The sequence below is a fragment of the Streptomyces sp. NPDC031426 genome (assembly GCF_055581585.1).
Map to the genome: position 1 here is coordinate 34,012 of NZ_JBVIJE010000008.1, position 23,061 is coordinate 57,072.

Annotated in this window: 19 protein-coding genes and 3 pseudogenes; 13 read left to right on the plus strand and 9 right to left on the minus strand. The window is 69.2% G+C overall.

Features of this window, described 5'->3' with window-relative positions:
- Window positions 1-55: 55 nt before the first annotated feature.
- Together ACZ5NH_RS17915 and ACZ5NH_RS17920 are read left to right on the plus strand one after the other, a co-directional pair.
- On the plus strand, window positions 56-544 hold the full coding sequence (locus tag ACZ5NH_RS17915) for a flavin reductase family protein (protein WP_365331541.1): 489 nt from the start codon (window positions 56-58) through the stop codon (window positions 542-544).
- Between the two features lie 134 nt (window positions 545-678).
- The gene (locus ACZ5NH_RS17920; RefSeq protein WP_468776281.1) at window positions 679-2,898 is read left to right on the plus strand and encodes a winged helix-turn-helix domain-containing protein; all 2,220 of its coding nucleotides are present in this window, start codon (window positions 679-681) and stop codon (window positions 2,896-2,898) included.
- Between the two features lie 19 nt (window positions 2,899-2,917).
- On the opposite strand, the gene ACZ5NH_RS17925 is transcribed toward ACZ5NH_RS17920, so the two are convergent.
- Window positions 2,918-4,453, minus strand: a complete 1,536-nt coding sequence (locus ACZ5NH_RS17925) for a 4-hydroxyphenylacetate 3-hydroxylase family protein (RefSeq protein WP_468776283.1) — start codon at window positions 4,451-4,453, stop codon at window positions 2,918-2,920.
- Window positions 4,454-4,611: 158 nt separating this feature from the next.
- Between ACZ5NH_RS17925 and ACZ5NH_RS17930 the strand changes: the two genes are divergently transcribed.
- The 3 genes from ACZ5NH_RS17930 to ACZ5NH_RS17940 all read left to right on the plus strand — a co-directional run bounded on the left by ACZ5NH_RS17930 (window position 4,612) and on the right by ACZ5NH_RS17940 (window position 8,794).
- Window positions 4,612-7,467 (plus strand): helix-turn-helix transcriptional regulator, encoded by a 2,856-nt coding sequence (locus ACZ5NH_RS17930; RefSeq protein ID WP_468776285.1) that lies wholly within the window; start codon window positions 4,612-4,614, stop codon window positions 7,465-7,467.
- A 213-nt stretch (window positions 7,468-7,680) separates the two neighbouring features.
- The gene (locus tag ACZ5NH_RS17935; protein ID WP_468776287.1) at window positions 7,681-8,169 is read left to right on the plus strand and encodes a hypothetical protein; all 489 of its coding nucleotides are present in this window, start codon (window positions 7,681-7,683) and stop codon (window positions 8,167-8,169) included.
- A 34-nt stretch (window positions 8,170-8,203) separates the two neighbouring features.
- Window positions 8,204-8,794, plus strand: a complete 591-nt coding sequence (locus tag ACZ5NH_RS17940; protein WP_468776288.1) for a malonic semialdehyde reductase — start codon at window positions 8,204-8,206, stop codon at window positions 8,792-8,794.
- Between the two features lie 37 nt (window positions 8,795-8,831).
- Here the strand turns inward: ACZ5NH_RS17940 and ACZ5NH_RS17945 are convergent, their stop codons facing one another.
- The gene (locus ACZ5NH_RS17945) at window positions 8,832-9,347 is read right to left on the minus strand and encodes a hypothetical protein (protein WP_468776290.1); all 516 of its coding nucleotides are present in this window, start codon (window positions 9,345-9,347) and stop codon (window positions 8,832-8,834) included.
- Window positions 9,348-9,488: 141 nt separating this feature from the next.
- Window positions 9,489-9,767 carry a hypothetical protein gene (locus tag ACZ5NH_RS17950; RefSeq protein WP_468776292.1) on the minus strand — a complete coding sequence of 93 codons (279 nt, stop codon included), beginning with the start codon at window positions 9,765-9,767 and terminating at the stop codon, window positions 9,489-9,491.
- A gap of 314 nt (window positions 9,768-10,081) precedes the next feature.
- Here ACZ5NH_RS17950 and ACZ5NH_RS17955 point away from each other — a divergent pair, with 314 nt between their 5' ends.
- The 4 genes and pseudogenes from ACZ5NH_RS17955 to ACZ5NH_RS17970 all read left to right on the plus strand — a co-directional run bounded on the left by ACZ5NH_RS17955 (window position 10,082) and on the right by ACZ5NH_RS17970 (window position 13,650).
- Window positions 10,082-10,870 carry an alpha/beta hydrolase family protein gene (locus ACZ5NH_RS17955; RefSeq protein WP_468776294.1) on the plus strand — a complete coding sequence of 263 codons (789 nt, stop codon included), beginning with the start codon at window positions 10,082-10,084 and terminating at the stop codon, window positions 10,868-10,870.
- A 106-nt stretch (window positions 10,871-10,976) separates the two neighbouring features.
- On the plus strand, window positions 10,977-12,560 hold the full coding sequence (locus ACZ5NH_RS17960) for an FMN-binding glutamate synthase family protein (protein WP_451554264.1): 1,584 nt from the start codon (window positions 10,977-10,979) through the stop codon (window positions 12,558-12,560).
- 37 nt (window positions 12,561-12,597) lie between these two features.
- A pseudogene (locus ACZ5NH_RS17965) lies at window positions 12,598-13,105 on the plus strand (IS701 family transposase); the annotation flags it as partial.
- A 254-nt stretch (window positions 13,106-13,359) separates the two neighbouring features.
- Complete coding sequence (locus ACZ5NH_RS17970; RefSeq protein ID WP_468776297.1) at window positions 13,360-13,650, plus strand: hypothetical protein; 291 nt, start codon at window positions 13,360-13,362, stop codon at window positions 13,648-13,650.
- A gap of 583 nt (window positions 13,651-14,233) precedes the next feature.
- On the opposite strand, the gene ACZ5NH_RS17975 is transcribed toward ACZ5NH_RS17970, so the two are convergent.
- From ACZ5NH_RS17975 to ACZ5NH_RS17985, 3 genes and pseudogenes are all read right to left on the minus strand, one after another.
- On the minus strand, window positions 14,234-14,536 hold the full coding sequence (locus ACZ5NH_RS17975; RefSeq protein ID WP_468776922.1) for a glutamate synthase-related protein: 303 nt from the start codon (window positions 14,534-14,536) through the stop codon (window positions 14,234-14,236).
- Window positions 14,537-15,341: 805 nt separating this feature from the next.
- A pseudogene (locus ACZ5NH_RS17980) lies at window positions 15,342-15,434 on the minus strand (IS5/IS1182 family transposase); the annotation flags it as partial.
- A 60-nt stretch (window positions 15,435-15,494) separates the two neighbouring features.
- Window positions 15,495-16,271, minus strand: coding sequence for an NmrA family NAD(P)-binding protein (locus ACZ5NH_RS17985; protein ID WP_468776299.1), 777 nt, complete (start codon window positions 16,269-16,271; stop codon window positions 15,495-15,497).
- 642 nt (window positions 16,272-16,913) lie between these two features.
- On the opposite strand from ACZ5NH_RS17985, the gene ACZ5NH_RS17990 reads away from it, so the two are divergent.
- Window positions 16,914-17,336 (plus strand): secondary thiamine-phosphate synthase enzyme YjbQ, encoded by a 423-nt coding sequence (locus ACZ5NH_RS17990; protein ID WP_468776301.1) that lies wholly within the window; start codon window positions 16,914-16,916, stop codon window positions 17,334-17,336.
- Window positions 17,337-17,522: 186 nt separating this feature from the next.
- On the opposite strand, the gene ACZ5NH_RS17995 is transcribed toward ACZ5NH_RS17990, so the two are convergent.
- Both ACZ5NH_RS17995 and ACZ5NH_RS18000 read right to left on the minus strand, forming a co-directional pair.
- Entirely contained in the window at window positions 17,523-19,016 is a 1,494-nt protein-coding gene (locus tag ACZ5NH_RS17995) for a carboxylesterase/lipase family protein (protein WP_468776303.1), read from the minus strand.
- Window positions 19,017-19,075: 59 nt separating this feature from the next.
- Complete coding sequence (locus ACZ5NH_RS18000) at window positions 19,076-19,732, minus strand: TetR/AcrR family transcriptional regulator (protein ID WP_468776305.1); 657 nt, start codon at window positions 19,730-19,732, stop codon at window positions 19,076-19,078.
- 341 nt (window positions 19,733-20,073) lie between these two features.
- Between ACZ5NH_RS18000 and ACZ5NH_RS18005 the strand changes: the two are divergent.
- The 3 genes and pseudogenes from ACZ5NH_RS18005 to ACZ5NH_RS18015 form a co-directional block, all read left to right on the plus strand.
- A pseudogene (locus ACZ5NH_RS18005) lies at window positions 20,074-20,418 on the plus strand (AMP-binding enzyme); the annotation flags it as partial.
- A 126-nt stretch (window positions 20,419-20,544) separates the two neighbouring features.
- On the plus strand, window positions 20,545-21,561 hold the full coding sequence (locus ACZ5NH_RS18010) for an extracellular catalytic domain type 2 short-chain-length polyhydroxyalkanoate depolymerase (RefSeq protein WP_468776307.1): 1,017 nt from the start codon (window positions 20,545-20,547) through the stop codon (window positions 21,559-21,561).
- 93 nt (window positions 21,562-21,654) lie between these two features.
- A complete protein-coding gene (locus ACZ5NH_RS18015; protein WP_468776924.1) occupies window positions 21,655-22,329 on the plus strand; it encodes a sodium:solute symporter family transporter in 675 nt (224 codons plus the stop codon).
- A 141-nt stretch (window positions 22,330-22,470) separates the two neighbouring features.
- On the opposite strand, the gene ACZ5NH_RS18020 is transcribed toward ACZ5NH_RS18015, so the two are convergent.
- Entirely contained in the window at window positions 22,471-23,061 is a 591-nt protein-coding gene (locus ACZ5NH_RS18020; RefSeq protein ID WP_468776309.1) for a TetR/AcrR family transcriptional regulator, read from the minus strand.

The window sequence follows — 23,061 nt, forward strand, 5'->3', positions numbered from 1 at the left end:
GTCGAACACTTCATCACACCGCGGGGTTCAGCCCCGAATTCACGGAGGTCCTCAAATGAGTGAAACCCTTGATGTCGTCTTCGGGTTCCGAGCCACGATGAGCCGGCTCGCCACGGGTGTCAGCGTGATCACCACATGCTCGGGCAGCACGCCCATCGGCATGACGGCGAGCGCCGTCTCCGCGCTGTCGCTGGAGCCGCTCCAACTGCTCGTGTGCATCGGCAACCAGCTGTACACGCGGACCGCGATCGCGGAGCACGGTCGCTTCGCCGTCAACGTCCTCGGCGAGGACAGCGAGCACCTCGCGCGGAACTTCGCCGTTTCCAAGCCCGACAAGTTCGCGGGTGTGGAGACCATCGACGACCACGGCGTGCCGGTGCTGAAGGACGCCATCGCGGCTGTCGTGTGCGACGTCGCCGCGGCGCTGCCCGGCGGCGATCACACCATATTCGTGGGCGACGTCCGTCACTTCGAACACCGGATGGAAGGCCGGCCGCTGCTCCACTTCGGCGGAGACTTCGGCACGCTCAGGCCCCCCTGCTAGCGCGGGTGACAGCGGCCCGGCGAAGGCTGCCGTATCCCTGCCCCGGTCCGCTACGGCCCCCGGCGTCCGGCTCCTGCAGGCGAGCCACGGACGCCGGGGGCTCCACCAGTCCTGACGACTCCACCGAAGGTGCCATGACCAGTTCCGTGCCGACCTTCAAGCTGCGTCCTGGGGACCAGCCCCCGCACCAGCTGACCCGCCCCCGGCTGCTGCGCCGGCTGGACGCGTCGACCGAGCCCGTGGTGGTGGTCTCCGCGCCCGCCGGTGCCGGAAAGACGGTGCTCCTGACCGAGTGGTCGCGAAGCCTCGCAACTCGTGGCGCGTGCGCCTGGCTCAGCCTGGACGCGTACGACAACGCCCCGGGCCGGCTCTGGGCCGGCATCCTGCGGGCGTTGCAGCACGTACGGCCGGAACTGCCCGTCCGCCCCCACAGCGGCGAGTGGACACTCGACGCATGGCTCGAGGAGATCCTGCCGAGCCTCGTGAGCGGACTGGACGGACAGGGACCGCTCGCGCTGATCCTCGACGGAGTGGAATCGATCACGGACGTCGATGCGGTCCGCAGCCTTTCGGATTTCCTGACAAGGCTTCCGCAGGGCTTTCGCGTCGTTCTGTCGACCCGTCACATTCCGGGTGGACCCGTACCGACCCTGCGCGCCCGGGGCGCGATCGCCGAACTCGACCGGCACGACCTGGCCTTCACCCCCGAGGAGGCACAGGCCTTGCTCATCGATCTGCTCGGGTCCGCTCCGGCCCCGGACACGTCGAGCGCGGTGTACGAGGCCACCGAGGGGTGGGCGGCGGCGCTGTGCATCATGGGCCGTACCCTCGCCCGCTCGTCGGACGACGCCGACACGGTGGCCAACCTGGCCCGCGGCAGGCGAGCGGTCACCGAGTACCTGGCCACCGAGGTGCTCCACCGGCTCACCACCGAACAGCGCGAGTTCCTGCTCCGCACCAGTGTGCTCGACGAGTTGAGTGCCGGGCCGTGCCGGGCCCTCGCCGGGGACCGGGCGGGCGTACTGCTGCGCGAGCTCGCACGGACCGTCCAGCTGCTCGTCCCGGTAGCCGCCGATCCCTCGGCATACCGGCGTCACCGCGCACTGTCCGCGCTGCTCTGCGACCTCCTCGGATCCGAAGGGCCGGAGACCGCCGTACCGTTGCACCGATCGGCGGCTCGGTGGTACTCACGGCAGGGCGAGACGACCGCGGCCGTACGGCACTGGGTGCGGGGCGGTGACGAGGCCGCCGCCGTCGCGTCGATACTCCACGACTGGGAACAGGCGATCTCGGCAGGCCGCGGTCGGGAGGTCAGACAATGGCTGGAGCTCTTGCCGCTCCGCACGGTCGCCGCCGACGCAAGACTGTGCGTCGTGGCGGCGATGGCCGCCCTGTCGGGGGGTGCTCCGGACACGGCCCGGCGCTGGCTGGACGTGGTCCGGCTCAGGGGGCCGGGAGCGGAGAAGGTCGGCGAAGGCAGCACGGTGTCCGATGCGGCGGCCGTCGCCCGGGCCGTGGCCTGCTGGCTGCAGGGGGAGGTCCTGACCGGCGACCGTCTCGCCGAAACCGTCTTCGCCGGCACCGTCCCGTTGACTTCCTGGCGTGCCCTGGCCTGTACGGCCCGCGGTACCGCTCTGCTGTGGACCTCCCGGTACGAGGAGGCCGAGGCGCTGCTCGGCGAGGCGACCCGTGACGCGCATGCCGCGGGGCACGGCCTGACGCTCGTCCGCGCGCTGGGGCTGCGGGCGCTGTGCGCCCTGCTGGCCGGACGCCATGAGCCGGCGCGCATGCTGAGCGACGAAGCCCTGGACGCGGCCGGGACGGCCGGGCTGGAGCGGCACTTCGTCGCGGCGCCCGCCTACATCGGCAGGGCCGGCCTGCTCCTCGATGAGGGACGGGCCGACGAGGCCGAACGGACCCTGGCCGATGCGGAAGCGGCGCTGGCGGACTCGTCCAGGACAGGAAGCGAACCCCAGATGCACGCCTTGTATCACGGCACACGGGCACGACTTGCCACTGCGCGACGCAACGCGGACGCCGCGCGGGAAGCCCGTGAGGCGGCCGAGCGGGCAGCGGCCCGGTGCGAGTCACCAGGAGTGCTCACGGATCTGCTCGGGGGAGTCGGGGAGGACACCGTCGTGCCGCTCGTCGTGTCCGGCCCCCAGGAGCTGTCGCTCGGCGAGCGCCGGGTGCTCCGCGCCCTGTGCGGTCCGCTGACACTGCGGGAGATCGCCGCCGAGTTCTATGTGTCCCACAACACCGTCAAGACACAGGTACGGGCGGTCTTCCGCAAACTCGGTGCGCACGACCGGAGCGCAGCGGTCGCCAGGGCCCGGGAGTGCGGCATGCTCTGACCCGGGCCCCGGCATCCTGCTACGAGGCGTTCTGACGAGAGGCGTCCTGGCGTCGGGCGTAGTCCGCCTGGGCCAGGTACGCGGTCTCCTGCTCCCCGTCGTTGCTCACGCTCTCGATGCCGCAGACCTTGCGCGCGAGGTCCGCCATGCTGCCGGTGGGGGACATCTCGGCACGTTTCATCGTGAGGCTTCGGATGGCCAGCAGGGGCGTGCCGTTGAAGTTCTCGAAGGTGCTGATGCGGTCGCCCCAGTCGGACAGGAACATGTCGCGGATCACCCGGCTGATCTTCAGCCGGTCGTGCGGCCTGCCGACCGGTCCGGTCTGCAGCGCCGTCAGCCACGGCCGCAGTTCGGGCCGCTCCCACTGCCCCTCGGTGGGATAGATGAGCGCGGCACGACCGGACAGGTCGATGAGCTCGTGGGTCAGGTCGGTGATGTGCTCGATGTAGTACGCCCGCCCGAAGTCGAACATCAGGACGTTCGGCTTGTAGATGCCGCCGGGAGTGAAGAAGCCTTCGTCCTCCGAGGCGATCACATGCGCCTTGAGCGTCTGGAGGAAGCCGGCGAACCGGGCGATCCGCGCCTGGACGGGCGGCAGTTGGTAGGTGCCGATGTGCTCGGTGATCAGCAGGGCCAGACCGAGCATCAGCTCGGCCTTGACCATGGCACGCACCAGCGAGTGGTAGTGCAACCAGTCGAAGACGCGCTGCGGGTACAGCGAGGCGTGCTGGGGGTTGCCGACGTGGAAGACCCGGTTCCAGGGGATGAGCACGTCCTCGAACACGATGATGCTGTCCAGCTCGTCACCCTGCGAGGCGAGCGGGTGCTCCACCTCCTCGCCGTCGCGGACGTTGCTCTCGCGGCAGATGATGGTGACCCCGGGGGTGTTGGGCTTCACCGCCCCGTAGATGATCTGCTCCGACACGATGCCGGGGCGGTAGAAGACGCCGATGTGGATCCAGTCCCCGAAGGCCGCGCCGGTGCTGATCGACTTCACACCCCGCACGGTGATGCCCTCGTCCGAGGTGGCGACCACCCGCAGTGCGGGGGAGATGGCCTGTGCCGAATCGCGCGAACGGTCCGCCTGCGGGTCGACGAAGGCCGGCGTCGCGTTGAGGTCGCCGTCCCGCATCACGTTCCAGAAGTCGAGGATCCCACCGGTGAGGTCCCGCCCGTCGGTCCCGACGGACTGGCTGCTCCAGGGCTCGGGGTCGTCGACGTAGGTCAGCAGGACGTAGTTGTTGACGTCCGGCGTGCGCGGGATCGCACCGCCGCCCAGTTCCCGCTGCACCGTCTCCAGGTAGCGCCGCTTGCGCAGCAGGTCCTCCTTGGAGCGGTGCTGGAACCACGTCATGGACCGCCGGACACCGTCCTCGTCCAGGAACGTCATGACGTCCTGGAGGTCGGGACGGTGGTGCAGGTCGTAGAAGTCCGCGAGGCTCCGGGCGTACGCCCTGGTCTTGGGGTGCGTGGACACGTCGTCGACGAGTTCGTCACCCACCCACACCGTGCGGCCGTCGTTCAGTGCCGCGAGGTATTCCTTGCCTGTACGCACATCGTGCTCCTCTCGGGGGGCAAGAGATCTGGACGTCCCGAAGGATGTGTCGTGGCGGGGTGAGCGGACGGCACGGAACCGGCAATCACCCGGGTGAAAGCGCCGGGCACACACGAACCGGCGTTGAGGGCGATGTGGCCGTGCGGCATGCTGGCCCCATGCGCAGCACAGACCCCGTGGGCGACCGGCCCGGTGGGCGTGGGCACCGGGCCGTGAACGGCCTGCGCCTCAGGGGACGGGGCCGCGAAATGGCGGCTGTCCGTGAGGCCCTGGACGCGGTGCGTGCCGGGCGGGGTGCCTGCGTCGTCGTGGAAGGCGCACCCGGCGTCGGCAAGAGCCGGCTGCTCGCGGAGCTGGACGAGATGGCACGGCGGTCCGGGTTCGACGTGGTGTCCGTACGGGCCGACGAACTCGACCAGTACGCCGCCGGAGCCGCCCTGCAGTCCGCCCTGCAGTTCTCCGACGGTTCCGAACGAGCGGCCGCGGCCACCGACGATCAGCGGCTGTGGCTGCTGGACAGGATCACGGACGCTCTGGAGGACCGTGCCCAGCGCGCCCCGGTGGCCGTGCTGGTGGACGATGCGCAGTGGGCGGATCCGGCCACGCTCCTGTTGCTCCGCACCCTGCCCCGGCGACTGGCGGCTTCGCGGATCCTGTGGGTGCTGGCGGTACGGTCGGAGACCGAGCGGCCGACCGTCGCCAGGGTGCGGGAGGACCTCGAACACCTCGGAGCCCGGTGGCTGACCCTCGGCCCCCTGCCGCAGCAGGAGCTGCAGCACATCGCGGCCGACGTCCTCGGGGCGAAACCGTCACCCGCGCTGGCCCGGCTCCTGGGGGGCGTCGCGGGCAATCCGTTCCTGGCGATCGAACTGGTGCGCGCCTTCGTCGACACGGACGCCGTCAAAGTGGAGGCGGGCGTGGCGAGCCTGCTGCACGACGGCATCCCCGTCGGTTTCCGGCGGAGCGTCGCCGCGCGTCTGGACCGGCTCCCGGAGGATGCCGTGCGCCTCCTCCAGATCGGGTCCGTCCTCGGCCGGGAGTTCGACCTCGGTACGGCCGCCCGCATGCTCGGCAGGCAGGTCGGCAGCCTGCTGTCGGGCGTCGAGGCGGCCCTGAACGCCGGTCTGCTCTCCGGCGACGGGCCGCGACTGGCGTTCCGCCACGACCTCATGCGGCAGGCCGTCCACGAGAATCTGGCGCCGGCCGTGCGGACCGCTCTGCACCGGGAGGCCGCCGACATTCTGCGGGGCATCGGGGCACGATCGGCCGAGGTGGCCTGGCACGTCGTCCTGTCGGGCGGCCCGGTCGACGACGACGCCGTAACCACATTGACCACCGCGGTACGGGAACTGTCCTCGTCGGCCCCTGACGCGGCTGCGGACCTGGCCCAGCAGATCGCCGGACTGCTGCCCCTGCACGACCGGCGGCGCATCGCCCTGCTGACCGACGCCGCGGAGTACCTCGGCCGGACCCGCCGGGTGCACCAGGCGCTCGACCTGGTCGACGCGACCCTGTCGGACCGGCTGGAGCCGGTGCAGGAGGCGCGTCTGCGCCTGGTGGCTGCCGAGATCCACCAGGCCGCGGGCGACGATGCCGCAGCGATGACACACCTCCAGCAGGCTCTGGTCCTTCCCGGGCTGCCGACTGACCTGCGCATCAGGCTGCTGAAGACCAAGGCGACGGGCCACGTGTACCTCGGGGACATCACCGCTGCCGAGCAGACCGACATCGGACTGGTCGAGGCCTCCTACCGCAGCGAGGACCCGGCCGTCGTCGTCAGCGCCATGGTGTTCCAGTCGCAGACGTTCTTCTACCGTGGGCGCCTGGCCCGCGCCCTTGAGCTCGCCGAGGAGGCCACGGCACGCGCCGCCGGCACGGAGTCCGGCGTACTCTACCTGCGGCCTCCGCGGATTCCCGCGCTGTGGCTGGCCACGGTGCTGACCGCCACCGACCGGCTCGCGGACACCGAGCGGGTGCTGCGGGAGGGGCAGCGCGAAGCGGAGACGCTGGGCCTGGGCTGGTCGCTTCCCCACTGGCATGCGAGCCGTGCCTGCGCGCTGTTCGAACAGGGGGCGCTGGACGACGCGGCCGTGGAGGCCGAGTCCAGTCTGATGGTGGCCGACGAACTCGAGATCACCCAGCCGAATCCGCAGGCCCGCTCCGTCCTGGCATTGGTGGAGATCAGACGCGGTGACCTCGCCAAAGCCAGGGACCATCTCCGCGCCGCCGAAGCCGGATCCGGCACGAGCACCCAGCGGTTCGGCCTGTGGGTGTCGCTCGCACGCGCCTGCCTGGCCGACGCGGAGGGCCGGGACACCGCAGCGGCAGCGGCGATGGGCGGCAGCTTCACGGACGCCGAGCCGGCACGCCTGCTTGCGGTGCCGCCGTCCCACTGGCCCGGGATCGTGCGCATGGCGCTCCGCGGCGAGGACCCCTCGCTCGCGCAGGCCGTGTCCGGCGCATTGCGCACCCTGGCCGCACAGGACGGCGGCCAGCAGATCGTCGGGACGGTCCGTGCCCATGTGGACGGCCTGCTCCACCACGACCGGGGCGCACTGGCGTCCGCCGTCACCGGTTACCGGAGTACCGGCAGGCGGCTGGCCCTGGCCGCGGTCTGCGAGGACCTCGGGGACCGCGTGGCCGCGTCGGGCGACAGCACGTCGGCGATCCCGTATTTCGAAGAGGCGGGTGAGCTGGCGTCGGCATGCGGAGCCCTGCGCGATCACGAACGGATCATGCGGCGCCTCAGACAGTTCGGCGTGCGCACAGCTGCCCCACGGCACCACACGACCGGCGCAGCGGGATGGGAGAGCCTGACCGAATCCGAGCGGAAGCTCATCCCGCTCGTCGTGGAGGGCCTCACCAACCGGGCCATCGCCGACCAGCTCTACGTGTCCGTGCACACCGTCAACACGCATATGAAGCACATCTTCACCAAGCTCGGCATCAACACACGAGTCGAACTGACCCGGCTGGCGATCGAACGGGGCGGCATCGCCGACGGGGCGGACTGAGTGACGCCTGCGGCGGCGGGGCGCGGCGGCGAGGATCCCGTGAATGGGCGATGCAGGCGGCTGACGTACGGGTGATCCTGGCCGCGACGGCGCCACAGGCACGGTGCCGTCAGCGATCCGATCACATGCGGACGGCTGAGCCCGGAGACCGACCGGGTCGTTCCCCTGGCGCAGACCGGGCCGCGTACCAGGCGCTCGAGAAGGAGTACCGGCGTGGGAGGACTTCCCCCCGTGTCGCGGACGGATGGTCAACCGCGGCCCGGGTCGGTCGGCACCGGCGCGGTCACCGGACGCGGATACCGCGGCCAGCTCCGTGCAGCTGTGGCCGCGAGCGCGGCCCCGCACGGATACACCCTGGCGCTGTGGACCGCCACCGCCGTGACGTCGTCCGATCGGGGCGCCCCAGGGACGGCCGAAGTCCTGGCACTCCTCGCCGGTGCGACGCTCGCCTTCGTCGGGCTGGGTGCCGTCGCGTACGGCGGCTCCCCCATGAAGCCGGAGAGGTCCGCCCCGGCCGGCACGTGGATATGGGGCGCCTTCCATCTGCCCATGGCGGCTCTCGCTGCGCTGGTCAGCCTGTTGCTCGCATGGTGCTGTTCCGGTCCCCTCCTGTGGGGGCTCGTCGGGACGACCACGACGGCTGTCTATCTGCTTGCTGTCAGCGCCCAGTTCCTCTGTTTCTCAGTTCGCCGAATCACCTAGATGCCAAAGCCGCACACGCAGTAAGAGGTTCACCATGTCACTCGCACTCGACCCCGCAGCCCAGGACCTTCTGTTCCGGGAGGCTCGTACCGCCAACACCTTCACCGACGACCCGGTGACGGACGACCAGGTGAAGGCCATCTACGAACTGGTCAAGTACGGTCCCACCAGCATGAACCAGCAGCCGCTGCGGATCGTGCTGGTTCGTTCCGCCGAGGCGCGTGAACGCCTGACCGGACACCTGTCCGAGGGAAACCGTAAGAAGACCGCGGCCGCCCCTCTCGTCGCCGTCCTCGCCGCGGACAATGAGTTCCACGAGGAACTGCCGAGCCAGTTCCCCCACTTCCCGCAGGCAAGGGATCTCTTCGCCGAGCGTGCGGTGCGTGAGCGTTCCGCAAGGCTCAATGCGCTCCTCCAGGTCGGCTACTTCATCATCGGCGTCCGCGCCGCCGGCCTGGCCGCGGGACCGATGACCGGGTTCGACGCCGAGGGCATCGACAAGGAGTTCTTCAGCGACGGCGAGCATTCGGTTCTCGCCGTCGTCAACATCGGCAGGCCGGGCGAGAATGCCTGGTTCCCGCGCTCCCCACGCCTGACGTACGCCCAAGTGGTCACGACCGTCTGATCCACTGCCAGGCATCTGAGCTCCGGAACCCCTCCGGTCATCCACGCGTCCGCAGGCCCGGGGGGAGGGTCTCCCCCTCCGGGACCGGTTCCGTCCGGCTCCCGGCGGTGTCGCCGATGGCGGTGTGCGCGGGCGGCCATGGCAGCAGGGCGATCAGGGAGTGTGCCCGGTGGATGAGGAAGGCGGCGAGCGGCAGTTCGGTGGCCAGGGCAAGGCCCCCCGCCATCCAGACGTCCTCAGTTCCGACATCGAGCGAGATGTCGAACCAGGTGTCGCAGATCAGCAGGACTGCTGTGGCGTGCGCGTACAGAATGACCGAACGGCTGCGCCGCCAGGCCAGGAACGCCGTGGACGCCAACGCCATGATGAGCAGCACGTCGAATCCGACCCAGGTCAGGCGCCACTCGTGCACGTGGTGGGACGACGGCAGCGTCAGCCCCAGCATCACGGTCCAGGGTATGAGACAGGCGGCGCACGTGGCGAGCAGCTCAGCGGTGTGCCTCCTGCGGCGGTCCGGCGCGAGGCCTCGGTGGCCGGTATGTTCCTTGGTCACTTGCGGTCCGTCCTCGCGCACTTCCTCCGACACCGGCAGGTTTCCCGGATTCCACATGGGCACAGCCGTATACGTCGTTCCGGATATTCCCGCGGTGTGCCACCGAACCTCTCGGGCCGCGGGCGATGCCGGTGTCACCCACTACGGGCGTGCCAACCCGAACGTCTTCAGCTGCTCCCAGATCCACGGGTAGAAGCGGTCGTAACTGGAACAGTCCCAGACGTGTGCGCGATGTCCGTCGTGGTGCCCACCGACGGTTCCCGTCTCGGCCACCGCACCCGCTCGCGCAGGGACGCGCGCGTCGGCCGGAAGAGCAGCCGCGTTCGCGGAACCCCCGGCGACGAGGAGGGTGCCTCCGGCGAATGCCAGAGCGGCGGCGGTGGTCGCTATACGCCGTACGACCTTGTTCTTGGTGCGCAAAACAATCACTCCCTGGTTTCCGGAGAGTAGAAACTGCCAACGCGGACAGTTTCGATCAGGAAGGTGCGTAGTGCATCGCATGATCTGGTGATTGACTGCCGCCCAGGTGGGGCCGTGCCGCAGGTATGTATTGCGAGCTTGAGTCGAGACTTGGTAGTCATATGAATCGCTAGATTGTGTGATGTTCTCAGTTCCTTTCCGGTCCACTCTGGCCAGAGAGCTGATACCGCTCGAGTTTTCTTGACTCGGCGGTCGTCTGCCGAAGAAAAGTGGCACACGAAACCAGATCGGGGTCGGGGGCGTGGAGGGCCGGGATGTCCAGGCGCAGTAGCAAAATCGAGTTCGTAGGCTCGCAGGGCGTCCCGCTCGTGGCGCGCCTGGATCTGCCGGAGGGGACGCCTTGGGCGTACGCCGTATTCGCCCCCTGCTTCACATGCGGCAAGGACTGGTTGGCGGCCGCTCGGATCTGCCGGGCGTTGGCCGAACGCGGAATCGCGGTCCTCAGTGTGGACTTCACCGGCATCGGTGAGTCCGGGGGTGACCTCGCCGACAGTACATTCAGCTCCGATGTGGACGATCTCGTGCGCGCCGCCGACCACTTGCGTGAGAACTTCACGGCACCGTCGCTCCTCATCGGGCATTCGCTGGGCGGCGCAGCCGTGCTGGCCGCCGCGCACCGGATACCCGAGACGGCGGCGGTGGCCACGATCGGTGCGCCTGCGGAGCCGGAGCACGTCGTGCACGCTTTCGGCGGCAGGCGGGAGGAGATCGAGCGGAACGGGGAGGCCGAGGTGAGTCTCGGAGGCCGCGTATTCCACATCCGTCGGGAGTTCCTCGACGACATCTCCGCGCAGCCTCAGGCCGAGCGCATCCGCCGACTGCGTCACGCGCTCCTGGTGCTGCACTCGCCGATCGACGAGACGGTAGGTGTGGAGAACGCCCAGCGGATCCTCGACGCAGCACGGCACCCCAAGTCCTTTGTCGCGATCGATGGCGCCGACCATCTGCTCACCGATCGTGCCGACGCCCGCTATGTCGCGACGCTGCTGGCCGCATGGGCCGGCCGTTACGCGCGCGGTTCGGTCCAGGCCGGGCCGGCGTGACGGAATTCGCATACCCCGAGCCGATAGGACTTCCGTGCGCCGAATGTGCCGTATATCGCATCATGCAGACATTGTGACGCTACTGGGACAGGAGTAGGTTTCGCACGTGATTAGAATTGCATCGATCGCATTTATTGGAGTCCTCGCAGTCGCATTCGGATCCTTCGCGGCGACCGTATCTCCCTGGTGGTGGCCAGCCGCCGTGCTGTGCGCGGCGTTGGCGGGCGTGGGTACCTACGATCTCCTCCAAAAGCGCCACTCGGTGCTGCGCAACTACCCTGTGCTGGGACATGTGCGCTTCATGCTGGAGTCGATCCGGCCGGAGTTGCAGCAGTATTTCATTGAGCGCAATTACGACGGCCGTCCCTACGACCGGGATGTGCGCAGTCTCGTCTATCAGCGCGCCAAGGGCTTGGAAGCGGAGCAAGCGTTCGGGACCGAACGGAACGTCTATGCCGAAGGCTACGAGTACTTCGAGTCGTCGATGAGGCCACGCCCGGTGCCGGCGGAGCAGCCGAGGGTCCGCATCGGTGGTCCGGACTGCACCAAGCCCTACGACATGGCCCTGTTCAATGTCTCGGCGATGAGTTTCGGCTCGCTGTCCGCCAACGCCATCCTCGCCCTGAACCAGGGCGCCGCCCTCGGGGGCTTCGCACACGACACGGGTGAGGGCGGCCTGTCGGAATACCATCTGCGGCACGGTGGCGACCTGGTGTGGGAGATCGGTACCGGATACTTCGGCTGCCGCACCGAGGACGGCCGTTTCGACCGGGCGCGGTTCGCGGAAAAGGCTGCTCACGACAGCGTGAAGTGCGTGTCGCTGAAGCTGTCCCAGGGAGCCAAACCCGGCATCGGAGGAGTGCTGCCCGGGGAGAAGGTCACCGCCGAGATAGCCCGGGTACGCGAAGTCCCCGAGGGGCGGACCGTCATCTCGCCCCCGTACCACGAGGTTTTCAGTACCCCACGGGAACTGATCCGGTTCATCGCCGAGATGCGCGAGCTGTCCGGGGGCAAGCCCGTCGGCTTCAAGCTCTGCGTGGGCTCCCGGCGTGAGTTCCTGGCGGTGTGCAAGGCCATGATCGAGGAGGGCACCGCGCCCGATTTCATCATCGTCGACGGAGCGGAGGGCGGCACCGGAGCCGCCCCGCTGGAGTTCGCCGACCATCTGGGCAGCCCCCTCACCGAGGGCCTCATCACGGTCCACAACGCTCTGGTCGGCGCCGGCCTGCGGGACCGGATCAGGATCGGCGCCAGCGGCAAGGTGGCCACCGGAGCCGACATCGTCAAGCGCATGGTGCAGGGCGCCGACTTCACCAATGCGGCTCGCGCCATGATGTTCGCGATCGGCTGCATCCAGGCGCAGAGCTGCCACACCAACACCTGCCCCGCCGGAGTCGCCACACAAGACCCGCGCCGCGCCCGCGCGTTGCACGTCGACGACAAGTCGGTCCGGGTCCAGCGCTTCCAGTCCGCCACGGTGAACAGCTCCCTGAAGATCATCGCCTCGCTGGGCGTGAACGGACCGGCCGAGCTGCGCCCGCACATGCTGCGCCGGCGCGTGGATCCGGTCACGGTCCGCTCCTACGCGGAGCTCTATGAATGGCTGGACCCGGGGCAGTTGCTGATCGAGCCGCCGGAGTCCTGGGCGGTGGACTGGAAGGCCGCCGATCCTGATCGTTTCGCCGCTTGACTGGTCTCGTCGAGGTGAGCGGGCGGGGTGCGCCATCGACGCCGGCACCCCGCCGCTCTTCGCCGTGCCCAAGTCGCGGCCCGTGCACGGCCCGCGCATCGACCACGTCCTCGCCCAGGCCCCGCCCGAGGCATGGCAGCATCTGTCGGCGGGTGCGGGAGCCAAGGGCGAACGGTTCTACGACTGGGCAGCCGCCCGCTTGCCCGCAGTGTGGGAGTTCGACGGCGACGAGCCGACCTGGCAGCGGCGGATGCTGGGCCGCCGCAGCATGAGCAAGCCCGACGAAATCGCGTACTACCTCGCCTGCACCCCGCTGGCGGCCACTGTCGTAGAAGCACGAGGTCCGCCGCTGCGTGGGATGGTGCCGGCACATCACGCTCACCATGCTCGCCCACGCGTTCCTCACGGTGAGGGCCGTCGAGAAGTGAGAAAATGGGGTGACCCGGCCGACGCACCCGACCTCGTGGACCTCACACCAGCTGAAATCCGTCGTCTGCTGGCAGCTGAAGTCCGCCACCCTCCTGCATGCCGCGACCACACGGTGAACTGGTCCGGATGGCGGTGTCGCCACCAAGTACGCGCCCGCCGCTGTCACTGGATGCGGCGCGGACACACGTTGGTGGGACAGCCCGTCCAAGACCGTCCCACCTATGCCAGACCCTCGCTACGCTCCCCAGCTCTGACTGACTCACCGCTACTACGCCATGCCCGGTTTGGCGCTGCCATGCTGGGCCGTGGCGGACGACGTTCAGCGGGAATCCTCCGCGAGCTCGAATTTCCATCTGCCGATGGAGTCACAGTGCAGGCACCGTATTTCGGTCCAAGCCTGGTCAAGTATGAGGTGCTTGCGTCGTCCACGTTCGGCGGGTGTCTCTGCCCGTTCGGCGGCGATCCGCCGAGCCTGTTGCTGGTCCCTGGCGTTGTCGACCAGGTAGAAGCACCGAATTATACGATCGGGGGCAACGTGGTAGCGGAATCCGATCAACCAGATGGCGGTGTCAATCATTGTCGGCTCATCAGCTTCAACGAGGGGATGGGTGAATGGCATTTCATGTCAGTGATTCTCCTGGCCGACTGCCAGCCATGCTGAAAGCCAGGGCTCCAGTCCGTCTGTGAATGTTTGGCCTGGCTCATACTTCGGAGAGTCGAGATCGGTGGTGGGGCACTCCGGGATGCGCGTGTGGCAAGACGAGGAAGGTTGGGACTCGGCTGGCGTAGAGCTCAGGGCACTGTCAATACCGCTCATCGTGCAAAACACCCCCGGCTTCTATCAGGAACTAAATACCAACACCATCAGTGTTCGCTGTGCATCGCATAATCTAGTGAGCGGTCCTTGCGCAGTCAGCACTCCTGGCGTGGAGCTCCTTGTGGGCATGGCGACAGATCTAATGACGCAGGGTGATGCTCTCGCTAATTAGTCGTCAAGTCCGTGTGCCGAGGGTCATCAAGTCGTGAGCTGGGCTTTCTCCCTGGTGTGCCGCGTCGAGTTCGCGCAGCACGCGGTAGGCGTGGATGAGGAGCTTGCGGCCTCACCGCAAGCTGGTGGCGCTCCTCCAGCCGTCAATGACGGGGGCGTGGTTCTGGTCACGATGAGACTCCCTCTGCTCCGCATGGGACTGGGCAGTGACCAGGTCTACACGCCGGCGCAGCGTGCGCTGGCACAATCAGCGGGTTCACATGCGGCCGGCGAAGCGATGATCTTGCGCCGTGGCGGACTGGAAGCGGTGGACTCGAGCCGATGTTTCGTGGACGTTCGATGCGCTGGCGCGGCGCGGGCCCTGGGTGGCGAGGCCGACGGGGCAGGTGTTGGTGTGGCAGATATGCGCTGGATGCGTTCGACGGCGAGGGGTGGAGGGCTGGGCGGCTTTTGGCGCTACCGGTTGCTCGGGCTGTGATGCTGGTGCGGGGAGTTCGCGTTGACGGACACCCTGGGTCAGTTGACGTGTCCGAGCTCCGTGAGCTGGTCCCAGACCCAGGGGTAGAAGCGGTCAGCGGTCGTAGGCGTAGCGGCCGCAGTGCCCGTCCGAGGGCTTCCCGTGGTGGCGGTAGCCCTCACTCCTGACTCCGCCGTGCCCGCCGTGGTTCCAGCCGGTGGCTCCCGTCCCCGCAACCACACCTGATTGGGCGGGGGGTGGGCGTGTCCGCCGGGAAAGCGGCCGCACTCGCCGTTACTCGCGACAGGGGAGGGAACGGTCGGACCGATCACCAGATCATGTGATGCGCCTCAGTTCCTTGCCGTGCCATTCTGACCAGGCAGAAAACCAGTAGCCACGTTCCCCTCGCCCGCGCGGATGTCGGGTGTGTCCGGCAGCTCTTGCGGGCCTGCAGTGCGGGCGACGGCCGGCTCGCTGTCCGGGCCGTCAAGGACTTCGAGTCGCCGGTAGGAACGAGCCCTCCGCACGAATGAACGGCCGCAGATGAGCGATCAGACGAAAGTGATGGTCCTGGGAGTGATCGCACTCGTCCTCGGTGTCAGCCTTGTTCTCGTACTGCAGCATGCCTGCACGCACTGATGGACAGCGCTCCCGAGGCTCGCCTGGGCCTTCCTGAGGGGACGCCTTGGGCGTACGCCGTATTCGCCCCTGCTTTATACGTGCGGCAGGGATGGTTGGCGGTCGCCCGGATCCGCCGGGAGCTGGCCGGACACGGAATCGCGGTCCTCAATGCGAATCTCGCCGGCATCGGGGAGCCCGGGGCGACTTCGCCGGCAGCAGGTTCAGCTCCGACGATCTCGTGCGCGCCGCCGACCACCTGCGTGAGCACTTCGCGGCACCGTCGATTCTCGTGCGTCCCGCCACCCTGAGGCCGCACCTTCGACCGCGGGATCAGCGGCTTTGCGATCCTCAATAGACCGTCCGGCACAACCCAACTCACCGCGCTCCATGCACAGCCCAACGACCGCCTCACCACACAGGGCTTGGCTTCGCTTCCGCCTCAACTCAGCGGTACCCCGGGCGGTGTTCGGCGCGGGCCACCAGGCTGCGTTCGAGATCGGGGTCGTCGGTGAGCCGGTGAGCCGGTGAGTCGAGGAACCACGTCGGTGACCACGGAAACCTCGCCCCGCTCGATCGCCTGATACCACGAGATCCAGGTCTCGATCTGTTCCCCGCTCATGCCCAGTCGCCATCGCCGTGCGAAGGCTTCCTCGAGGGTCTCGGGTTCGTAGCGGTAGGGCCGACCGGTGGCTGCGGCGATCCGGGTGACAGCTTCGTCGAGAGTCAGGGCCTCGGGCCCGGTGATCTCCAGGGTCGCGCCGTCGTGCTCGGAGCGGGGACCGTCCTCGATGGCGACGGCCGTGATCACGTCGGCGATGTCCTCGTGGGTGACGAAGGCGGCCCGGCCTGTCGGCGCAGGGCCGCTTACGACAAGTTCCTCGTTGGCGAGGGCGGCAGGCGTCGCCGCGTAGAAGCCCGCCCGGAGCACTGTGTGGCGGATCCCGGTCTCTGCCAGGAACTGTTCGGTCAGCCACTGGTCACGGGCGTTGAGGTAGGTGGCGGTGGGCGCCGCGCTGACGAGGGGCACATACAGGACCCGGCCCACGCCGACCGCGATCGCGGCCTCGACCGCGGTGGCGTGTTCTTCCAGCCGGCGACCCGTACGGTGTCCGGAGGCCAGGATGAGGGTCGACGCGCCCTCGAGCGCCCTGCGCATGTCTGCGGCGTCGGCGTAGGCGGCCGGACCGCGTCGCTGGGCGCCTGGCAGTTCGGGCATGCGGTCGGGACTACGTCCGACGAGGAGTTGCCGGGTCTGGATCGTGGTACTGCTCAGACTCGCGGCCTAGGGGTAACGGCACCCGCGTACCCGACCTCGGCTACCCGGGCTTGGTCGAGGATCTTCTTACCTTGCGTGTTTCGTGGGTGGCCTGGAAGCGGGAAACGGCGACGGCTGTAAGGGACAAGATCGTGAGACAGAACCCGTGTCCCCTGCATGAGACAGCCCAGAGACGCACAGGTCGTCACGCCGGAATGGGGCATTCCGATTGAGGGCCTGCACCGGCTGTGGGTCGTGATTCCACAGCATCGGAACTCAGGACTCGGCTCGTACGCCGGATACGTCAGGCCCGCCTGAACGGCGGGTCACCGGCCGGGCAGCGGAGCCCGAGGGAAAAGCAGCGGAGACCAAGGGAAGAAAGAAGCGGGGTAGGGCGTCAGCGGCCGCGGCGACACGCGGCGGAGGCCACCCGCAGCAGGTCGATATGACCGTGCGTGGTGAGCAGGGCTGAACGCAACGCGCAGCAGAACGCAGCGAGATGGCCGCGCCACGGTCAACGGCGTCTGGTTCTGTGGACCGTCTGTCTCTGGACCCCCTTGTGCCCCTGGGTGCGAAACCCTGCGTATGGGCCAGGATGGGGGCATGCCATATGCCTTCACCACCCGAATGCTGCACGTTTCCACCGGCTCTCGGGAACGCGTCGTCGACCTCACCGCCGACTGCGAGGACTTCCTGCGTGAGGCGGCGGCCGGCCGCGACGGTCTGCTCAGTATTTTCGTCCCGCACGCCACCGCCGGAATCGCCATCATCGAGACGGGTGCCGGCAGCGACGACGACCTCCTCGCCGCCCTGCATACCCTGCTCCCCGCCGACGACCGCTGGCAGCACCGCCATGGCAGCCCCGGCCACGGCCGCGACCACGTCCTCCCGGCCATCGTCCCGCCCCACGCGACCCTCCCGGTGATCGCCGGCCACCTGGAGTTGGGCACCTGGCAGTCGGTCTGCCTGGTCGATACGAACAAGGACAATGCGAACCGTCAGGTGCGGCTGAGCTTCCTGGGCTGATGCATGTGCCGGAACTGTAGCGCCGAATTCCGGCCGCACCGAATGCCCCTCGGCCCGTGCGGGATCAGCTCGGAGCGTCAGGTTTCCCGGCGCCGGTCGGGTGGCGGGATGTGAACCCAGCACTCCGGTGGAGGCCTGGCCGCCGTGGCAAGAACGCCATGGCCAGCATGGTGCCCGGGCCTCGGCTCAGCGGCGTCCGTCCCACAGGGTGCGCGACCAGGACCGGGGGTCGTGCTGTATCCGCGGGGGAAGGCCGAACTGCATGGTGGTGCGCAGCTCCTCGTCGTACGCGGGCCAGCCGGGATCGCCAGTGGTGGCGAACGAGACCCAGGCCGCGTGCATGGCGTCGGCGAGTTGCTGCGGGGGCTCGGTGCCGATGAGGGGCGTGAAGGCCTTGTCGTGCAGGTTGTCGAAGACGAAGGGGAGTTCGGCGGCGTGGCAGGCGCCGAGCCGTCCGTCGAAGGTCGGGGGCTGCCACGCGAACTCGTACAGGAACACGCCGTCCGGTCGGTGCGCGACCTGGGCCTCGGCGAGGCGGATAGCGGGTATCCGGTAGAACCAGTCCGTCGCGATTGCGGCCAGCAGCTCTCCGGGCGTGGCGTCCGGGCGGTGCTCGCGATACGTGCGGATCGCGTTCTGCGCGTCGAGTCCGTAGCCGTCCGCAGCCTGTTGAAGCAGTGGTTCGGTGACCTGGCCGCTGACGTCGTTCGGCACCAGGAACAGGCGGAATTCGTCGCTGTTGCTACCGATCAGCAGGTCTGTCTCGCCGGCGGCTCCGTCGGTGATGGCGTCGATCGCCGGCCGGGTCAGGGTGACCCCGTCGACGACCGGCTCGAAGGGCATCAGGTTGCGGGCCACCTCGCCCCAACGCGCCGGGTCGGGGTGGGCCGAGATGTCCGCGCGCAGCTGCTGCTGGGCCAGGACCAGGCGGTTCAGGGGCACGGCGGCGAGGGCCTCGCGGGTTGCCGCGACGCCGAGCATGTCGGCGAGGCGACGGCCGATCAGCCGGGCGGTCGACGGGGTGAGGGTGTGGTGCGCGGCGCCGCTCTGCAACACCGCGCGCCGGAACAGGCCGGCGGCGGTCCTCATGGCCAGCAGGGCCCCGATGCTCATGGCGCCCGCAGACTCGCCGAAGAGGGTCACCTGGTCCGGATCACCGCCGAAGGCGCGGATGTTGTCGCGCACCCACTGCAGGGCAGCGATCTGATCGAGCAGACCCAGGTTGGCGGCGTCCCCTGCCCCCAGGTGGAGGAAACCGTCAGCGCCCAGTCGGTAGTTGAGGGTCACGCAGACGATGCCGTCGCGGGCGAAGCGGCCGCCGTCGTACCCGGGGACGGATCCGGAGCCGTTGGCGAAGGCGCCGCCGTGCAGCCACACCATGACGGGCAGCTGTCCGGCTGGGTCGGGCGTCCAGACGTTGAGGTTGAGGCAGTCCTCGCCAGGGATGTCCACCTCGGGGACGAGGCGGTCGTAGGGGGCGGGGTAGGGGGCTTTGGGGGCGGTCGGGCCGTAGCCGGAGGCGTCGCGAACCCCGGCCCAGGACTCGGGCGGCCGCGGTGGCCGGAAACGGTTCACGCCGAAGGGCGGCGCGGCGTACGGGATGCCCTTGAAGGCGGCCACCCCGCCGCCGTCGAGCAGCCCTCGTACCGCGCCCTGTCGGGTGTGGACAACCGGTTGCATCACTTCTCCTGGAGCTGGCCGGCGGTGTCGTGCACGCGCCGGTTCGAGCCCTGGCCGGTTCAGCGTGCGCCGGCCAGGCGCAGGGCGAATTCCGCGTAGGCGTCGGCGACCTGCTCGCGGGTGTACGGCTGGTCCGGGCCGAACCAGTAGGCCACCCGCAGGCCCATCGCCCCGATTGCACCGGCGGCCATGAGAATGTCCGGCAGGGCGAAGTCCCCGTCCTTGACTCCGCGTTCCAGTACGTCGAGCAGCATCTGGCGGCACGCTGCCCGCAGTTTCAGTGCCGGAGCCGCGAGCTCAGGGGAGAGCCCGTGCAGTTCGTCGTTGGTCACCACGGCCAGCAGCGGATAGTCCGCATGGACCAGCACCTGCACCCGGACCAGGGCCGCAAGCTGTGCGGGCGCCCGATCCTCGGTCCCGGCGAGCGCCTCGGCGAGGCGGGAGTGCAGTTCCTGATGGCCGATCCGCACCAGTTCCGCCAGGACATGCCCCTTGGACGGGTAATGCGTGTACAGGGTGGCGGAGTTGATGCCGACGAGGGTGGCGATCTGCCGGATGGATCCCCCGGCGAACCCGGCTTCGGCGAACACGGACAGGCCGGCCTCCAGGATCTTGCCCCGGGTGCCCGGTGGTGTGACGCCTTCCGGCAGCACGACGGAGACGGCGGCCAGCCGCCGCGGCTCCCAACCCGGATCCTGCACGTCCTTGCTCCCCACGTCCCGCCACCATGGCAACCAATCGATTGGTTGCCCGGTGGTGAGACGGTACGACGGTCATGCCGCCAAAGCAACCGTCACACGATCACTCCACGTGCTCGCCGGTCGTGGCCGGGCGCCGAAGGGCATGGGCGAGTCCGGTAGGCCGTACCACGAGGCGAAATTGCAACCAATCGATTGGTTGACACGTGAACGGCGGCGGTCCGATGGTGTCTCGCAAACACGGAAGCAACCAATCGATTGGTTGGTGCCCGTTCGGTGGGCGCTGCCGCCCGTCCTGTCCCGCTGCGTCGAAGGAGCCCTCTGCCGTGACCAGCCCGGAGGCAATCTCGCACTTCCGGATCGTGGACCGCAAGAAGGACATGATCATTCGGGGTGGCTACAACGTCTATCCCCGAGAGATCGAGGAAGTGCTCTATGAACACCCGGCCGTCGCGGAGGCCGCGGTGATCGGCATCCCGCACGTGACCCACGGCGAGGAGGTCACGGCCGTGGTGGGGCTCAGGCCGGTGGCGTCGGCCTCCTCCGAGGAGTTGCGGGACTTCGTCAAGGACCGCGTCGCCGCCTACAAGTACCCCCGGCAGGTCTGGATCGTCGACGCCCTGCCCAAGGGCCCCACCGGAAAGATCCTCAAGCGGGAGATCAAGCCCCCGGCCGACGACGCCACACCGGCCACGGAGAACTGACCCCGGCCCCAGGCTCCCGCACCGGGCCCCCCGCCGGGCCCGGGCGCCGCGGGACGAGGAACAGCGGACGACCTGTTCCCCGGCCGCACTCGCGGCCTCCACCCACCCCCGACTGGAGTGTGTTCAATGAGGTACCGCTCCCTACCGAGGACGGTCAGAGCCGCGGCCGTCCTGTTCACCGCCGCAGCTCTGACCGCGATCGGCCCGACCACGCCCGCCCAGGCATCCACACCGCCGCTCCCCCACCTGAACATCACCGGCGACTACGTCACCGGCGTCTCCTCCGGCGGCTTCATGGCCACACAGCTCCAGGTGGCCTACTCCGCCACCTTCCAGGGGGCCGGCATCATCGCCGCCGGACCGTACTACTGCGGCCAGGGCACCGTCATCGGCTTCGAGGCCTGCGACCTGGGCATCGGCGTCACCACCCTGGAAGACCAGGCCGTCACCTGGGCCGACCAGGGCAGGATCGACCCGGTCTCCGACCTCCGGAACAAGCCCGTCTACACCTACCACGGCACCCTCGACCCCGTGGTCGACGACGAACTGTCCGACGCCGGCGTGGAGTTCTACCAGCACTTCGGCGCCCGCACCAGCTACCACGACTGGGACGGCGCCGGGCACTCCTGGGTCACCCCCTACGGCCCGGTCGCCTGCCCGCTGACCACGGCGCCGTTCATGAACGACTGCGGCGACGACCCCGAGGGCGAGATGCTCACCCACTGGCTCGGCGGCGTCAACGCCCCCAACACCGGTGCACCGCAAGGCACGTTGACCCACTTCAACCAGAACGCGTACGTCCCCGGGGGCTACGGTCCCCGTTACGGCATGGACGTCACGGGCCAGGTCTACACCCCGCCCGCCTGCGCGGCGGGCGCGGCCTGCAAGCTGGTCGTGGCCCTGCACGGCTGTCTGTCCGGCCAGTACCTGCTCGGCGACGAGTTCGCCGAGCGGGGCAACCTCGACACCTACGCCGACACCAACAACCTGGTCGTCCTCTACCCCCAGGCCATCGCGAGCACCCTGCCCTACAACCCCCAGGGCTGCTGGGACTGGTGGGGCTATGACGGCTCCGACTTCGCCGTCAGGAGTGGCCCCCAGATGAGGGCCATTACTGCCATGGTCCACGCACTGGGCGGCTGACCCCGCCCTCCTCGACTGCCGCAGGGCGGGAGTGCAACGTCGTCTCCCGCCCTGCGGCCCCACCGCCGCGCTCTCGCGCGGTATCGCTTCGCCCTGGGCGGCGAGTGGGGCGGCGCCGTCCTGCTGATCTCCGAGCGCGGCGACGCCAAGCGGCGCGGCTATTGGTCCTCCTGGCCCCAAGGTGGCGCCGCGCTCGGCTTCGTCCTGGCCGCCGGTGCCCTGACCTCCCGCGCCCACACCCAGGCTCCCGCCGCCTTCCTCGCCTGGGGCTGGCGCATCCCCTTCCTCGCCTCCGCGCTGCTGGTTGCCGTCGGCCTCTGGATGCGCCTGTCGGTCGAGGAGTCCGAGGTCTTCCAGCAGGCCCTCGCCGCGGACAGGGCCGCGCAGGACCAAGGGACCAAGGAACCCTCGCCGCTGCTCACGGTGATGCGCCGGCATCGGCCCACCTTCTACACCAACCAGACCCTCACGCCGTGGCAGAACGGCCTGGCCATCACCGTGGACTATCCCTCCGCCGCCACCGTGCTGGGCACTACGGGCCTCATCGCCGTGTCCGGCTTCGACGCCGTCCTCCTGGCCTGCAGCACAGTGGTCGGCCTCGCCGTCCTGATGCTGCTCATCGCCGAGCCGCTGCGCAAAGCCGGCCGCTACACCGCCGCCGACGCCCTGGCGCGCCGCTTCCCCGCCCGATCGCTGCGCTTGGCCATGAGCACCGTCACCCTGGCGGTGTGCCTGCCCTACCTCGTCCTGCAACTGTCACGCCGCTGATCGGGTCCGCACCCCCGCAGGAGATCGCCGACGCCATGCACGGTGCCTGGGTCTCCTTCGTCACCACAGGTGCCCCGGGGTGGCCTGTGGGACGGTCGGTGCTGACGTGGACCTGGCACCGCGCCTGGCCCGGTCATGCCGTCAGTTGCCGGCGCGCGTTCCGGCGAGGACCAGGTCAACGGCCTGCTCGGCCCACTGCGGGTGGCCGGCACGTCCGGCCATGTAGTCGGCGTAGAACGGGCCGAGCAGTGCCGACACGGCCGCTTCGAGATCAGCGTCCTCGCGGATCTGGCCGGTCTGCTGCGCCTGCTCCAGGGCCTCTCGCAGAAGGGTTCGGCGGGGGAGCACGGTGCGTTCGCGCAGGAGGGCGAGGAGTTCGGGGGTGTGGGCCTCTTCGGCGAGGCAGGTGCCGATGAGTGCCATGCCGTTGACCCGCTCGATGGTGGCGGCGAAGTCCTCGAGGATGTACACCAGGTTCGTGCGGAGGTCTCCGCCGGGAGGCGGAGCGTCCGCCATGCGGACGGCGGCGAGGGCCGCTGTCAGGAGGTCGGCCTTGGTCTTCCAGCGCAGGTGGATGGTGGACTTGCTGACCTGCGCCGCGGCGGCGACCTGGCTGAGGCTCATCCGTGTGTAACCCTGGGACGCCAGCAGTTCCAGGGCGGCCTGCAGGATGGCGGCGTCCTTCTCGGCAGAGCGCGGTCGCCCCGCGGCTTTGGTTTCCGTTCCACTCAC